At 37.2% G+C, this 15,258-nt stretch carries 17 protein-coding genes and 1 pseudogene; 10 read left to right on the top strand and 8 right to left on the bottom strand.

Features of this window, described 5'->3' with window-relative positions; all coding sequences use genetic code 11:
* Positions 1-135: 135 nt before the first annotated feature.
* Together V3Z67_RS08470 and V3Z67_RS08465 are read left to right on the top strand one after the other, a co-directional pair.
* Entirely contained in the window at positions 136-1,161 is a 1,026-nt protein-coding gene (locus V3Z67_RS08470) for a COX15/CtaA family protein (protein ID WP_330442884.1), read from the top strand.
* Positions 1,162-1,270: 109 nt separating this feature from the next.
* Positions 1,271-1,453, top strand: a complete 183-nt coding sequence (locus V3Z67_RS08465; RefSeq protein ID WP_330442883.1) for a CsbD family protein — start codon at positions 1,271-1,273, stop codon at positions 1,451-1,453.
* Positions 1,454-1,539: 86 nt separating this feature from the next.
* Here V3Z67_RS08465 and V3Z67_RS08460 read toward each other — a convergent pair whose 3' ends face one another.
* Genes V3Z67_RS08460 through V3Z67_RS08430 form a run of 7 tightly spaced genes read right to left on the bottom strand, consistent with a single transcriptional unit; the run spans position 1,540 to position 5,621 of the window.
* Entirely contained in the window at positions 1,540-2,295 is a 756-nt protein-coding gene (locus tag V3Z67_RS08460) for a LytR/AlgR family response regulator transcription factor (RefSeq protein WP_330442882.1), read from the bottom strand.
* A 33-nt stretch (positions 2,296-2,328) separates the two neighbouring features.
* Entirely contained in the window at positions 2,329-2,655 is a 327-nt protein-coding gene (locus V3Z67_RS08455; protein WP_330442881.1) for a 2TM domain-containing protein, read from the bottom strand.
* Positions 2,656-2,663: 8 nt separating this feature from the next.
* Positions 2,664-2,960, bottom strand: a complete 297-nt coding sequence (locus tag V3Z67_RS08450) for a 2TM domain-containing protein (RefSeq protein WP_330442880.1) — start codon at positions 2,958-2,960, stop codon at positions 2,664-2,666.
* A gap of 2 nt (positions 2,961-2,962) precedes the next feature.
* Complete coding sequence (locus V3Z67_RS08445) at positions 2,963-3,280, bottom strand: 2TM domain-containing protein (protein WP_330442879.1); 318 nt, start codon at positions 3,278-3,280, stop codon at positions 2,963-2,965.
* A gap of 2 nt (positions 3,281-3,282) precedes the next feature.
* A complete protein-coding gene (locus V3Z67_RS08440) occupies positions 3,283-3,606 on the bottom strand; it encodes a 2TM domain-containing protein (protein WP_330442878.1) in 324 nt (107 codons plus the stop codon).
* Positions 3,597-4,943: a 2TM domain-containing protein gene (locus V3Z67_RS08435; protein WP_330442877.1), complete on the bottom strand. Its 1,347-nt coding sequence runs from the start codon at positions 4,941-4,943 to the stop codon at positions 3,597-3,599. Before V3Z67_RS08435 ends, V3Z67_RS08440 begins: the two co-directional genes overlap by 10 nt.
* A 42-nt stretch (positions 4,944-4,985) precedes the next feature.
* Positions 4,986-5,621 (bottom strand): hypothetical protein, encoded by a 636-nt coding sequence (locus V3Z67_RS08430; RefSeq protein ID WP_330442876.1) that lies wholly within the window; start codon positions 5,619-5,621, stop codon positions 4,986-4,988.
* 318 nt (positions 5,622-5,939) lie between these two features.
* On the opposite strand from V3Z67_RS08430, the gene V3Z67_RS08425 reads away from it, so the two are divergent.
* Positions 5,940-6,461 (top strand): STM3941 family protein, encoded by a 522-nt coding sequence (locus V3Z67_RS08425; RefSeq protein WP_330442875.1) that lies wholly within the window; start codon positions 5,940-5,942, stop codon positions 6,459-6,461.
* A gap of 32 nt (positions 6,462-6,493) precedes the next feature.
* Here V3Z67_RS08425 and V3Z67_RS08420 read toward each other — a convergent pair whose 3' ends face one another.
* Complete coding sequence (locus V3Z67_RS08420; RefSeq protein WP_330442874.1) at positions 6,494-8,647, bottom strand: TonB-dependent receptor; 2,154 nt, start codon at positions 8,645-8,647, stop codon at positions 6,494-6,496.
* 184 nt (positions 8,648-8,831) lie between these two features.
* Here V3Z67_RS08420 and V3Z67_RS08415 point away from each other — a divergent pair, with 184 nt between their 5' ends.
* The 7 genes and pseudogenes from V3Z67_RS08415 to V3Z67_RS08385 all read left to right on the top strand — a co-directional run bounded on the left by V3Z67_RS08415 (position 8,832) and on the right by V3Z67_RS08385 (position 15,222).
* Entirely contained in the window at positions 8,832-9,206 is a 375-nt protein-coding gene (locus V3Z67_RS08415; RefSeq protein ID WP_330442873.1) for a VOC family protein, read from the top strand.
* A 15-nt stretch (positions 9,207-9,221) separates the two neighbouring features.
* Positions 9,222-9,578 (top strand): annotated as a pseudogene (gene gloA2, locus V3Z67_RS08410) (SMU1112c/YaeR family gloxylase I-like metalloprotein); the annotation flags it as partial.
* A gap of 105 nt (positions 9,579-9,683) precedes the next feature.
* Positions 9,684-10,223, top strand: a complete 540-nt coding sequence (locus V3Z67_RS08405) for an IS1096 element passenger TnpR family protein (RefSeq protein WP_157483299.1) — start codon at positions 9,684-9,686, stop codon at positions 10,221-10,223.
* 65 nt (positions 10,224-10,288) lie between these two features.
* Complete coding sequence (locus V3Z67_RS08400) at positions 10,289-11,347, top strand: nucleoid-associated protein (RefSeq protein ID WP_330442872.1); 1,059 nt, start codon at positions 10,289-10,291, stop codon at positions 11,345-11,347.
* A gap of 149 nt (positions 11,348-11,496) precedes the next feature.
* Positions 11,497-13,380 carry a hypothetical protein gene (locus V3Z67_RS08395; protein ID WP_330442871.1) on the top strand — a complete coding sequence of 628 codons (1,884 nt, stop codon included), beginning with the start codon at positions 11,497-11,499 and terminating at the stop codon, positions 13,378-13,380.
* Between the two features lie 93 nt (positions 13,381-13,473).
* Positions 13,474-14,373 (top strand): ABC transporter ATP-binding protein, encoded by a 900-nt coding sequence (locus V3Z67_RS08390; protein WP_330442870.1) that lies wholly within the window; start codon positions 13,474-13,476, stop codon positions 14,371-14,373.
* Positions 14,374-14,382: 9 nt separating this feature from the next.
* On the top strand, positions 14,383-15,222 hold the full coding sequence (locus V3Z67_RS08385; protein WP_330442869.1) for an ABC transporter permease subunit: 840 nt from the start codon (positions 14,383-14,385) through the stop codon (positions 15,220-15,222).
* The last annotated feature ends 36 nt before the right edge of the window (positions 15,223-15,258 follow it).

The raw sequence follows: 15,258 nt of genomic DNA, 5'->3' as shown, positions 1-15,258 counted from the left end.
TTAACCTGTAGGGACTCCCCGCAGATTTTGTTTATATGCCTGTACGATTATATGGTAAAGTATGACATAAATCATATACAGCACAGGGCAACCAAATGTAAATTTGCATCACAAACGTGACTTAGTATTTAAACCATGAAAATAAATTTTATAAAATCGGCAAGAATAGCCTTAATACTAGTTTATCTTGTAATTGTGGCAGGGGCTTTAGTACGTATGACAGGTTCGGGTATGGGATGCCCTGACTGGCCTAAATGTTTTGGCTACTACATACCTCCTACTGATGTTACCGAACTTACCTGGAGTCCTGATCATGAGTTTAAAAAAGGGCAGGTTATCATTAAAGATGAAAAGCTTTGGGTTGCTAAAGAAACCTTTACGACTAACGATAGTTATAATGAAGGGAACTGGGAAGCCTACACCAAACACGATTATGCCGAGTTTAACCCTGTACATACCTGGGTAGAATATGGTAATCGACTGGTTGGTGCACTTGCCGGAGTTGCTGTGTTTATAATGGCGTTACTGTCGTTCACTACGCGTAAAAAAATCATTATTATCTTATCGTGGATAACCGTTTTCTGTATGGGCTTTCAGGCATGGCTTGGGGCTACGGTAGTATACTCGGTACTTAACCCTATAAAAATTACAGTACACATGGTTATGGCTCTGCTTATAGTAGGGTTTATCCTGTACATTATACACAAGGCTAAAGAAACGACTGCCGAATTTAAACAGGACAAACTGTTTAAAAACCTGCTTGTTGTTGCCATACTGCTAACCTTAATACAGGTAGTACTGGGCACACAGGTACGCCAGTTTGTAGATGAGCAGATAAAATCACTTGGCTACGACAATATGGATATGATACTTAACAGTCCTGAAGTTTCCTTTTACATCCACAGAACTTTCTCGTTTGTTGTATTTGGTATAAACCTATGGCTGTACCTACGCAACAAAAAACTTAGACTTGGGTATAACAAAGTAAACTGGGTAATTGCATTACTGTTAGTCGAAATAGCTTCGGGTATTGCTATGTATTACCTAAACTTCCCGTTTGGGTCACAAACCATACACCTTGTAACTGCTTCTTTACTCTTTGGTATACAATATTACATTTGGCTGGAAACTACAAGAAGTAAAGAGCTACAACCAGGTTAAATTTTCACATAGCTTTAAGGCGGGGTTAAAGTTGTACTAAACCTCTGGCATTATACATTATATGTTGGTACCTTTATGTAAATAAAAATCAACATAAAATAAAAAAGCTATGCCAAACAAAGAAGAAATCCACGGAAACTGGAGCGAGTTTAAAGGTAAACTCAAACAAGAATATGCCCAACTTACAGATGACGATTTGATGTATGAAGAGGGCAAAGAAGATGAAATGTGGGGAAAACTAGAAAAGAAGCTGGGTAAGGCAAAAAAAGAAATATTATCCGTTTTTGAGTAAACTCAATTCTTTTTGAGCAAAATACTACATTTCGAAGCTGTTCTGTAAACAGGTAATGGTTTGCAGAACAGTTTTTTTTTATGCAGTTACCCCAACCACTCTCTAAAGTCGTTAACACGCTCCCTACTCACAATAACCTCATCGCCATCATAAGTATTAAGTACCAGCTTTAAACGGGAATTGGTATACATTACAATATCCTTAATCGCATTTACAGATATGATAAACTTACGGCTCACGCGGTAAAACTTAGCAGGGTCCAATTCACCTTCAAGCAATTCCAGGGTACCGTCCAGTAAATAATCCCTGTTATCGTTAGTATGCAGGTAAGTCCCTTTGTTTTCACTGTAAAAACACTCTACATCCTCAATATTAATCATTTTAAGGCGTTGTCCCATTTTAATGGTAAAACGTTTCTTATAGTTTTTATCCAGCGGGTTTACCAACATGCGTTTTATTTGATCAAAATCAAAAGAGAAACTGTCTTTTGCAGGTATGCGTTCGCGGTATTTGTTTACAGCAACTTCAAGATCATCCTCATCAATAGGCTTTAGCAGGTAATCAATACTGTTAAGCTTAAAGGCACGCAGGGCATACTCATCATAAGCCGTAGTAAATATAATAGCACTGTTAACCGGTACGGCATCAAAAATCTCAAACGAAAGTCCGTCAGAAAGCTGAATATCCAAAAATATCAAATCAGGATGTTCATTGTTACTAAACCATTCTACAGCCTCTTCTACCGAGTGTAACATGGTATTAGCCTCAAGGTTTAGTTTTAGCAATTTTCGTTGCAGGAGTCTTGCTGCAGGCTTTTCGTCTTCTATAATTAAAACATTCATTGGTTGGCGTTTATTTGTGTTTGGTTGTATTGTTTATTCCCAGCGGTTTTCGCTTTTTCGTTTTTTATTTTGCTCCATTATTTCGTTAATCTTACGTTCTTCCCAGTTGCTCCCGAAAAAAACATTTCTCCCGAAAACACTGACTCCGTGTAAAAGTAAACCTATTCCCCATGGTATTGCTGTTGAGAAGGTATGCCATTCCCAAAAACTCTGTCCGGGATCCATATTAATATAATGCATAACTAATATAAATGCATTAATACACATGTATACTACAAGGTGCCTGTAAAATCCTTTTATTGCTTTCACTCTTTTCCTGGCACGCTCCACTCTTAGATTCTCCTGAAATGTATTTTCCATTTTAAGTTTTATATTTTCTTTTTGGTTTTAGATAGTATCTTTTTAATCATTCTCTCATCCCATCCTTTCGGCAATAAATAGTTGTGCCAAAACAGTATGATAGTATGTGTCAAAACAGCCAATCCTCCTAAACCTGCAGTTATAAAAAAGGTTCGTTCCCAAAATATATCGGCTATATTAAAATCAAGTCCCCACATTAGTAGTAAAACGATATTAAGCCCTACATAAGCAAATAGGTGGGTATAAAAATTACGTATACATTCTATCCTGTTATGAGCCCTTTCCAGTGGTGTAGTTGTTTTCATAATTATTCGTATCGGGTTCGTTCCTGTCTTTCCTTATCCATGAGCTCCCTCATTTTGCGTTCTTCCCAACCGCGTCCTAAAAACGGATTGTATCCAAACACTTCCATCGCGTGAAATCCTAATCCAAGTCCCCACCCTATTAGCGAGAAAAAGAACCATAAAAACTGTGGTGAAAACGTAAGGTTAATAAAAATTATTAACGGCATTATCACTAAGTAGCAGGTTAGATGATAATAAAACCCACGTAGTTCTTTTACTTTCTTTCTGGCTTTTCTGTACAAAAGCCTTTCTTCTTCTGATTTGTTGTAAAAATTGTCCATAACTACTCTTTTTTACCGGATTGCTCCTTTTTCATTATTTCCTTCATTTTCTTTTTTTCCCAGCTCTTTCCTAAAAAAGGATAAAACCCAAATACCTTCATGGCATTTAAAAACACTCCGAAACCCCAACTGACTGTTATAATTAAAAACCAGTACAGTAATGGTTTAAAAGTAAGATCAAGCAGTATAAGCATTGCAAAAACACTTATTAGGTAACAGATTAGATGAATGTAAAAGGCCCTTAAATCCCTTACTTTCCTTCGGGTCTTTTTATATAAAACACTATCTTCGTCAAATTCATTGTAATACTTCATACCTACTGCCATTTATTGGATTTTTCCTTCTCTATAAACTCCCTTATTTTTCGCTCTTCCCAGTCCCTGCCTAAAAAAGGCATAAAGTTAAACACGTTTAAACCGTGAATTATAACCCCAAGCCCCCATCCGAATAACGGGAACAAAAACCAGTAAAATTGTGGTGAGGTTATATAGTTTAGTATCCCCAGCCCCGGTACTACAACAAGGTAGGACATTAGGTTACCGTAAAACCCTTTTATATCCTCTACCCTCTTCTGGGCTTTGTAGTAATCATTTTCTTCCTCACTATACGCTATACTATCCATAATTTCTATCTGTTTGGTTAAAATAGGCAGGTAAACGGTAAAGTATTCTGTGGTTTGCTCAATCTCTACCTTCCTGCTGGTTAAAATGGCATAACGGCTTACAATGTTTTCCAGCCCTACACCTTTCCTGTCCTGTAACACCTCTTTTTTCTGTAAATTGTTCTCTACAACGAGGCTACCGTTTTTCTCATAAATACGAATATGTAAGGGCTTTTGCGGACTCACTATATTATGCTTTATCGAATTTTCCAGTAATAACTGAAGTGACAACGGTACTACCTTCCCTTCGGGATTAGCCAGATCTGTAGGAGGTTCATAAAAAAGGCTGTTTTCAAACCTCATCTTAAGGAGGTTCATATAAGTTTTAGCGAATGATAATTCCTCCTGTATACTTACCAGCTCCTTATCCCTTTGTTCCAACACATAGCGGTATACCTTTGACAATGATGTTGTAAAACGTTGTGCATTATCGGGGTTTTCCTCTATAAGCGAACTCAATACATTAAGGCTGTTGAAAAGGAAGTGCGGATCAATTTGGTTTTTTAAAGTTTCAAACTTGGCCGATGCCGTACCTGCAATTATTTTTTCCTTTTTAACCCTGTTTTCCTGATATCTTTTGTAAAAATGAAAAGCATGTATTAAAAGTGTAACGATAAGGGTAATACCCAGAGCAAAGTAGTAATTAGATAACCTTTCATTCTCAAAAAACCGGCTAAAAGATCTGCCTTCTATTATTACATCTTCAAAAACCCTGAGCAGAAACACAAAGAAGCCACTAACGGCAAACGATATCAGTATCCCTACAGCTATACGTTTTACGGATGTTTTTCCTTTACCAAACACCCTATCCAGCCCTATGAAAACCGAAACGTTTACCATATAGAGTACCACACTGTAAAGCATGGTATATGAAAAGGCCGTAAACAGTGCTTCACCGGTAGCAAATCCGTTGCCTAAAATAGTTTTTAGCACATACAGTATCACAAAAACAACTGCGCCCAGCGATACGGCCTTTAAAAGCTCTTTAATTATTAATCTCATTGTTTACGGTATTATATTATTCTATTAGGAAAATCAATCGTATTATTCCTTTTTCTCGCTGTTGCACTTTGCCAGTGTAGCCTGCGCCCTGTCCAGTCCCCACTGTGGGTAAAATGCCAACTCGGACTTAAAGTTATTAAAAAGCTCTATAGAACGTTCTACCTCAGCACACATAGGCGTGGTATCCTGACCGAAAAAGGCGGCTCCTCCCATATCAAATTCTGCTGCACAAAATACGACTCTCGGGTTTTCGGGCGCTAAGGTTTTTGCTTTTGTATAAAGTTGTTTTACAACCGGCGAAAGCTTCATGCCGTTTGTCATTGGGTCAAATGCTATCCAGGCGGTGTGTATCATGGCCTGCATTACCAGTAACTCTGCATTATCGGGCGAAATTAAATCAGCCTTATCATATGCCTCCTGTGCTTTGGTTAAAAGTGCATTTACCTGCTCTTTATCTTTTGTCTGGAACGCTGTTGTGGTATTAACAAGTGCCACATAGTAGTTAGGTAGCCAGTTGTCTTTTTCGGCGGCGGCTATTCTTTCAAATAATGCCGATGCTTCTGTACTTTTACCTTCACTCCAAAGACCGAAAGCTTTTTGCATTCCTGTTTCATATTGTGACTGTCCGCAAACGGTGTGACACACAAATAAAATTATAATTGTTATTGCTCTAATCATGACTGTTGGTTTTTTAATTAATAATTGTTTGATTTTGATGAGACAAATATCCTAACAAAAACACAACTGTTAAAAAGTGTTTTACCCAATTGTAGAATAAAAGGGATGAATTGTTATTTTAATTATTTTTACCATCATGCTCTAAGATTCTTTTTACTCTAATTGAGCTAAAGATACAAAATATCTTTACCGAAAAGGGTAAGGCACATTACTGAACCCTATCACATTAAAGCATATAAAAAACAGTTTTTCAACAAATTAAACCAACCAAAAGTAATAACAAACACCAATCTATAATTACCTGAAAACAATAAAAAAATGGAACCTAAAATAATTACGTTTAATAAAGTCCGAATAATTATATTACTACTTATGGCATTACTATTTGTAATTGCAAGCATATTTATAATTAGCTATCCAATAAAAATACCAAGCCTATTAAAATACCTTGCAGGAATATTAGGTATCTTATTTTTTGGTGCAGTTTTTATCACAATGATATTAAAATTAGCCCGTAATAAACCTGCAATCATTGTTGATGATAAAGGATTAACCGATAATGCTAGCGGAGTTAGCGCCGGGCTTATTGAATGGAGCGACATACTTGGTATTGAAATAACCTCTGTAACCAATCAGTTATTTATAAGTATTTATGTAAGAGATCCGGAGAAGTATATGCAAAACACTGGCCTCTTTAAAAAATGGATGATGAAAATGAATCAGTCTATCCAAGGTACAAACATTAATATCCCAAAAACCACACTGGGAGATGATTTTGATGAACTATACAAATTACTGGTTTTAGAACTGCAATTAAGAAACGGAGATAAAATTGCCTAAATATAAAAGAGCCGCTTAAAGCGGCTCTTTTGTTACAAATTATCAAGTTGGTTGGATTTCTTATCATCACTAATAGTCCAAAAGAAACCTACGAAAAAGAACCTGTCTGCCGGCTGTACTACCGCCTGTCTTGCAAACTGCCCGTTTACATCGGGGTTATTGGCATAATCGTATCCAAATACGTTTTTACTACCCATTACATTTGACACCGAGAAGTAAAGTATTTTTTGCTGACTTAACAACCATGCCCAGCTTACACTAAGACTGTTGTAGCTTTTTGTAAGTCCGCTCATAAACTCGGTATCATTAGGGTTGTCATAAGGTCTACCTGAGTTGAAGCTGTATGTTACCCCTAACTGTGACCTCAGGCTGTTTACCCAATACTTTGTCACTAAAGAAAAATTGTGTTTTGCCACATAGCTTGGAGTAACCTTATTTTCATAATTTTTATAATCTCTTTCGGTATCAATAAAGGAATACGACACCCAATAGTCCAGATTTTTAACAGATTTGCTGTCTCTCCAAAAAAGATCCAGTCCCTGTGCATATCCGCTACCGTTACTGTTGTATAACGAATTGTACATTGGCATTTCGCCATCATACTTTACAAGACTTGAATAATCTTTATAATACGTCTCTGCCCTAAACATTTTCCCATCACCATTATACATATAATTTAAAATGTAATGACTGGTTTTCTCGTATTCAAAGTTTTTATAATACTTCAGGTAATCAGCATTAGGTGTTTGATGAAAATCACCATAGGCTAGAGAAAACTGTCCTTTTTTACCCGCTTTATAAGCTAGTGATGCACGCGGTTCTACTACAGATTTACCCAACACATCAGAGTACGATCCTCTCACACCTGCCTTTAACGCCAGCTTTTTTGAGAAAAAGATATCAGCCTCAGCATAAGTAGCGGCGATTGAATTGTTATAACCACTATTATAAACAAAACCTGTTGGCTCACTATAATCCTCTGTAAAATCAGTTAGGAAATAATCTGCTCCAAAACTCAACTGAAAACGGTTACTGAATTTTTTACTTAGCTTCAGTTTCATGTGTGAACTGTTTTCTGCATTGTCCACTTTGTTCCCGGCTGGTCTAATATCGTTATGACCGTAGCCATAACTTAGTCCTGTTTGTATGGTCCAGTAATTACCCAGTGAACCTTTGTAGGAAGTATTTAAGTAAAAGTTATTATTGGTAAGTGCAACCCTTACTGGATTTGGTTCATTAATATCCTTCTGATTGATATCGAAGTCAGAATAATCAAACGCAGCATATATTTTTAGCATACCGCTATTAAACTTGTGGCGATAAACCGTTTCTCCCGAAAGGGACTGCACAGGTTTGTTCCAGTCTATATTTTGAGGTACTACCCACTGGTAAGGCTGCAGGTTAATGTAAGACATGTTGAAACTAAGCGAATTCTTTCCCCATTTTTGGGTATTACCAAGCCCTAAGCCCACTGTCATTAACGAAATTTCGGTTTGTTGCTGATCGGGTTCTTCAATAGTATTAAGCAGTAAAACACTAGACAGGGCCTCTCCATATTCTGCCGAATAACCTCCGGTAGAGAATGTCATTCCCTTAAACAGGAATGGGGAAAAGCGTCCGCGGGTAGGCAGGTTATTTGTGGTAGAGCCATAAGGCTGTGCTACGCGTATACCATCAACATAAGTTTGCGTTTCGTTTGCCTCACCACCACGTACAAAAAGCCTTCCGTCTTCCCCTACGGTTTGTGTACCCGGTAAGGTTTGCAGGGCAGCGATGATATTGCCTGCCGATCCTGCTGTTGTTACAATATCAAGAGCGTTTAGCGCTGTTACCTTACTGTTGTCTCCGGCAGAAAAAGTTCCTGCCGATATCACTACGGCATCAAGCGTATTAACGCTTTCACGCATTTTAAAGTTTTGTGATGTGTAGTTCTCAACAGTTATTTTCTGCATTACATCTTCAAACGATAAAAATGTAATAACAAGTACCTGTTCGCCTTTTGCAGTGGTCTCAAAAGAGAAATCACCTTTTGCATCGGTAATAGCTCCGTCATAAGTTCCCTCTAAATAAACATTAGCTCCCGGTAAAGGTTCACCTTTGTGGTCGGTTACATGTCCTTTTAATACATACTGTGCATTAAGGTTTAAAGCTGTAAGCAGAAATAAAATAATAACTGTTGGTTTCATGTGATTGATGATTAAACTGATTGTTTGGTTGTTTTGTTGGGACAAATTTGCAGCGGTTATTTCTCTTATCATAAAGAATAGTACCCAACTGTAATTTTTTTGGGATGAATTGTAAAATTTAATTTAAAAGGCTTTTCATTTCAGTTACAACGCGGTAACTTTATATATCAATCAAGTTTACATTATGAAAATTCCTGAAAATTACTTACCCGTTATGCCTTACTTGGTTCTGGACAAGACAGTTGAATTTAAACAGTTTTGTGAACATACCTTTAACGCTACCGAACAAATGATTGTTCACGGTAAAGACAGCAGCGTAATAATGCACGGCGAACTCAAAATAAACGATGCCGTGATTATGTTTGCAAACAGTAACGAAAACTGGAAACAGAAAACATCAGGTATATTTATTTTTGTGGAAAATGTAGATACCGTTTACAAATGTGCCATTGAAGCAGGTAGTATATCACTGCAAAAACCTACGCACGAGGTATATGGTTATGCAGCAGGGTTTGAAGACCCCTTTGGCAACCACTGGTGGATTAATGAAATAAAATAGCGTGCTTAACATAAAAGGGTACATCACTCAGCAATTATTTGCAGTGATTACCAAAAATCAAAACACTTTTACACCAACATACTCGGGTTTACTATTGATGCCGAAAACTACAGGGAAAGCAGGCAATCTTATAAACGGTATTTATCTTTAGAACTTTTTTCGTTCCTAAATCCACCACAAAGAGTCTCCCGTCCCGAAGCTGCCGGACTAAGGCACATTGCCTTTGAAACCGATGATATTAACAAAGCGGTAAACTGGCTTTCGCAAAATAATATTGCTACGGAACCTATAAGAACCGACGAATTTACCAGAAAAAAATTTACTTTCCTTTCAGACACTGATAATCTGCCTATTGAGCTTTACGAAATATAGTTTTTTTACTATTTTAGGCTACCCTTATATCTAAAAAATCTAAAATTCCAAAAAGCAAAATCAGAATTAATGGCTTACCTTTGGGGTTCAAAAATAACATAAACTATGGTTTACAAATTCAGAGTAATACTTGATGCTGAGGAAGATATTTTCAGGGATATTGCCATCCAGGAAAATGATACGCTGGAAGATTTACACAATGCTATTGTTAATGCTTTTGGTTTTGACGGACTTGAAATAGCTTCTTTTTATACCTGTGACGACGAATGGACACAGCAGGATGAAATTCCGCTTTTTGATGCGGGCGAAGTTCCGGGCGAAATGAAAGCAATGGCAGATTATCCGCTTAGCTCCATTTTAGACAGTGAGAACACAAAAATAATTTACGTATACGATTTCCTTAATATGTGGACGTTTTTTGTGGAACTGGGAGCTATTGAAGAGCCTGAAAACGGTGTGAGCTACCCAGACCTTTTATTCTCTCACGGACACATGCCTAACACTGCACCTGAAAAAGACTTTAGTGCCGAAGGTGACGATATTTATGGTGATTTTGAAGACGATTATGACGATGATGATCTTGATATGTTTGGCGACGGAGAAGATTTTGACGACATGAGCTTTGATGACAACCAGTGGAATTAAACCTATACACTAAAACAAAATCAAAACAAGAACTCAGGACCTAACAAACTAAGCATCTTTACACCATGATAAACCTTTTTAATACTCACATTGAAACCCTTTCTGTACACAGGGTAGGAAACAAAAGCCGTAATGAGGCTATCTTTTTATCAGAACAGCCTTATAACCTAAATGATGAGATTGCTCCGCTTTTAAAGGAGTACTTCTTTAAACCTTTTAGGGAAAAAGAGGAAAACTATTTCCAGTTTGCACACGAGGTAGATTTAGATTACCACGATATGTACAACCTGGTAACCGAAATGTTTACCGACCCGAGTAATGCTCACGAGGTTTCTAAAAAAATAACCAAGCATCTTTTTGATCAGTCAAACCACCCGCACATTAAAAACGGAGAGGTATATGTGACTTACCTAACTAACTTGTCTATAGATAACAATACGGTAGATGCCGTAGGTATATTTAAAAGTGAGATTAAAACCGATTTCCTTCAGTTTGAAGAAAAAAGCAGTAACCTTGATATAGTACTTCAGCAGGGTATTAACCTTAATAAGCTGGATAAGGGTTGTATTGTTTTCAATTATAAAAAAGAAGAAGGTTATAAAATATTAACCATAGACAGTAACAGGTATGATGCCCGTTACTGGTTGGAGCATTTCCTTTCGGTAGATGCTTTCCAGGACGAGAACTTCGTTACTAAAAAGTACCTTAAATTCTGTCAGGATTTTGCTAAAGATGTAGTACTTCCGGCAGAAGACAAAAAAGAAGAGGTTATGTTCATGAACCGTTCTGTAAACTACTTCGCTAAAAACGACGAGTTTGAAGAAACGGCTTTCCTTAACGAGGTAATTGATAACCCGGACCTTATTCCTGAATTCAAAAACTACAAGGTAGAAAAAGCACCGAAATACAGTATTGAAGATGTTACTACCTTCCCTATTGCTAACTCAGCAGTAACCGATGCACGTAAGAAAATAAAGAACGTAATTAACCTGGATACTAACATCCAGATTAAAATGGATTTTGTAAATCCTGAAAGTGCCGAAAAGTTTGTGGAAAAAGGATGGGACGAGGAAAAACAAATGTACTACTACCTTGTTTACTTTAACAAAGAACAAAAAAGCTAAACTACTTAGCTTAAGCATACTAAAAAGAGGCCCTGAGCCTCTTTTTTTATTGTGTTAAATGAATGGTAAAACGCGCTATACTCCCTTAATTTAGCGTTTTCTTATAGTTTAATTTTATAACTTACGATTTGTAAAGCTTTTCGCAGGAAATGACCAAAACATTACGGTTCCTCATATTATTAACCTTACTCTTTGTGGCTGTCCCTATGGCTGCACAGGTCACTCCTGTCCAAGACTCTGTACCCCAATTAAACGACACCATAAAACAAAAACGGGACGAGATGTACAAAAACATACAGAACTATTCTAAAAAAAGAAAGTTTACCAAGTTTTTGCACAAGCTTATATTTAGACCTGTACGCGAACAGGAAGCATCGGGCACCCGTAAAAAAACCAGAGAAAATGCTCCCGAAATGCAGGATCGTTATACCAAATACAGTGACAAAGTAATTAGAAAAATAAAAATAATAACACTCGATCCTTTTGGGTATTCTATAACCGATACTGCCAGAAGACCGAGAAACTGGGCCGAACGCTTTGGTAATGGTGTGCACCTTAAAACAAAGCAAATGACTATAAAAAACCTGCTGCTGTTTAAAGAAAAAGAACGACTGGACACTTTAATCGTAGCAGAAACCGAGCGTTTAATACGTTCGCAACGCTATACCCGTAGGGTAATTATAAATGCCATACCTATTGAAGGCACAAAAGACTCTATAGATGTAGTGGTAAGAGTACTGGACTCCTGGAGCCTTATACCGAATGGTTCGGCATCATCCTCAAAAACTTCATTTGAGGTTACCGAAAGAAATTTCTTCGGGCTTGGGCATGAGTTCCGCAATGAATTTGACAAGGAACTTAACACAGGTCAAACAGCCTATTTGGGCCAATATACAGTACCTAACATTCTTAATACCTACATGCAGGGTCAGCTTACCTACAGGATACATACTGATGAAAGCTATCTTAAAAGTTTTGGGCTGCAAAGAGAGTTCTTCTCTGCTTACACCCGCTGGGCAGGTGGTATTTATCTGGAAGAAAAACTGGTTAGGGATTCCCTCCCCGATGTACAGAATGTATATGCCATGCAGAATATGAAATCTGACTATAAGGAATTTTGGGGTGGTTACTCCTTCAAGATATTTAAAGGCTTTACCGAAGAAGACCGTACTACAAACCTTGTAGTGACCGCAGGTTTTAACAACAGGCGGTACAAAGAAAAACCTACTATTGCATACGACTCGGTTGGGTATTACTCCAACGAAAGGCTTTATTTGGCCAGTATTGGTTTAACCTCAAGAAAATTCGTTCAGGATAAGTTTCTCTTCAATTATGATATTGTAGAAGATATACCAATTGGACGCACCTACTCCATTACCGGAGGTACCCAGGCAAAAAACGGAGAAAACCGTATTTATCTGGGCGGGCGGTATGCCATAGGTAACTACTTTAAGTGGGGCTTTTTAAGCCTTAGTACCGAACTGGGATCTTTTTTCTACAGGGATAAAACCGAACAGACCACACTACGGTTTGACCTGCTTTACTTTACTAATATGAAAGAATGGGGCAACTGGCGTTTCAGGCATTTTATACAACCCCGCGTTGTTTTTGGTGATAACAGGATGCCTTTCCTTAAAGATCGGCTTAATCTTGGCGATGACACAGGGATACAGGGTTTTGATAGCACAACGCCACTGGGTACTAAAAAATTCATATTAACACTACAAACCCAAAGTTACGCCCCTTGGGAGGTACTTGGTTTTCGTTTAAATCCGTTTGCCAATATTACCGTTGGTGTAATTGGTGACGAATACAATAAACTATACGAAAGCAAGTTTTACAGTAAGTTTGGTGTAGGCCTGCTTATAACTAACGACTACCTTGTATTTAGCAGCTTTCAGTTATCGTTTGCCTATTTCCCTAATATACCGGGCAATGGTGATAACATATTCAAAACCAATAGCTTTAAAAACAACGACATTATGCTGCCTGATTTCCAGATTGGCAAACCTGAGGTGGTACCTTATAATTAACTAATTTACTTTTTCCTGAAAATTTTATTTAAATTGGTAACAAAACCTTATAAGGTTCGTCATATTGTCACAGTAACCTAAAACAACAAGCTTTTGGAAACCATACTAACCATCAACAATCTTCACAAAAAATTTCGCCATGTACATGCGGTAAACAATGTTTCCTTTGAAATAAAAAAAGGAAATGTTTACGGGATATTAGGTCCTAACGGAAGCGGAAAATCTACCACTTTGGGTATCATCCTTAATGTTGTAAACAAAACATCGGGCAGCTATAGCTGGTTTAATGGTGACCTTGAAACACATGATGCCCTTAAAAAAGTGGGAGCTATTATTGAAAGACCTAACTTTTACCCTTACATGACAGCTTACGAAAACCTTAAGCTGGTATGCGGCATTAAAGGGGCTCCGTTGGAAAAAATTGATGAAAAGCTGGAGCTGGTAGGATTACTGGAAAGAAAAGACAGCAAATTTAAAACCTATTCTCTGGGTATGAAGCAAAGGCTGGCAATAGCCAGTGCCCTGCTTAATGACCCTGAAATACTAATACTTGATGAACCCACAAACGGACTTGACCCACAGGGAATACGACAAATAAGGGATATTATTAGGCATATTGCCTCACTGGGCACCACCATACTACTGGCCTCTCACCTGCTCGATGAAGTAGAAAAGGTATGTTCGCATGTTGTAGTACTTAGAAAAGGGGTTGTACTTTATACAGGTACCGTTAATGGAATGATTTCAAACGAAGGCTTTTTTGAACTTCAGGCTAACGATAACCAAACGCTAAAAACTATTTTACAGCAACACCCGGCTATCGATAAAATTGAAGAAAACGAAAGTAAACTTATCGTTTACCTTAAAGAATCCCTTGAGGCTGACAATCTAAATAAATACCTAACAGCACAGGGTATTTATCTAAGTCACTTAGTTAAGCGACAATACAGCCTTGAAGAACAATTTATCCAGTTAACCTCATCTGCAAAATAAACCGCCACTATGAAACGACTTTTAAATATAGAATTGCAAAAACTTTGGAAAAACAGATCCAGTAAAGTACTCATCATAACTTATTTCGTACTGTTAAGCTTTTTGGCTTTGATGTCAAGTATTAAGCTAACCCTTTTTGGACAGGAAATAAAACTTGCCGATCAGGGAATATTTGATTTCCCTTACATTTGGCATTTTAACTTCTTTTTTGCCGGGCTACTTAAAATTTTCCTTGCCTTGGTTATTGTTTCCATGATGTCTAACGAATACACTTATGGAACCCTGAAACAAAACCTTATTGACGGATTGAGTAAAAAGGAATTCCTCACCTCAAAAATGCTTACGGTTTTACTATTCTCGGCAGTATCTACGCTTTTTGTATTTACGATTACCATTATATTAGGCTACAGCTTTTCTTCTTACACAGAAGCTTCAATAGTATTCTCTGATTTATTTTATATACCATCTTACTTTTTAAAACTGGTTGCTTTCTTTTCATTCTGTTTATTTGCAGGCGTATTAATAAAGCGTTCGGCTTTTGCTATTGGTTTTATAGCAGTGTGGTATGTAATAGAGAAAATTATACACTTTTCCTTGTTTAAATATGTATTTGGAAACAACAAGACGCTGGAAACGGCTATAGGTTTTATGCCTTTAGAGTCCATGTATAACATGATGAAAGAACCCATTACAAGATTTAAAACTTATAATGCCATAGAAAATCAGGTTAGCGGTGTTGGTGAAGTACGTTTTTACGGTGTACACTGGTATGAAATTGTTATAGTTTTAGCATGGACTGCCATATTTATAACATTATCATATAATATTTTGAAAAAGAGAGATTTATAAAAGTAACAGCAAGGAGGTTTTATAAATTTTATATAA

Origin of the sequence: Flavobacterium sp. C4GT6 (assembly GCF_036347315.1) — a bacterium.
Taxonomy (GTDB): Bacteria; Bacteroidota; Bacteroidia; order Flavobacteriales; family Flavobacteriaceae; genus Flavobacterium.
Note: the sequence above shows the minus strand (reverse complement) of the source record. Positions and strands in the feature narration are given on the sequence as shown.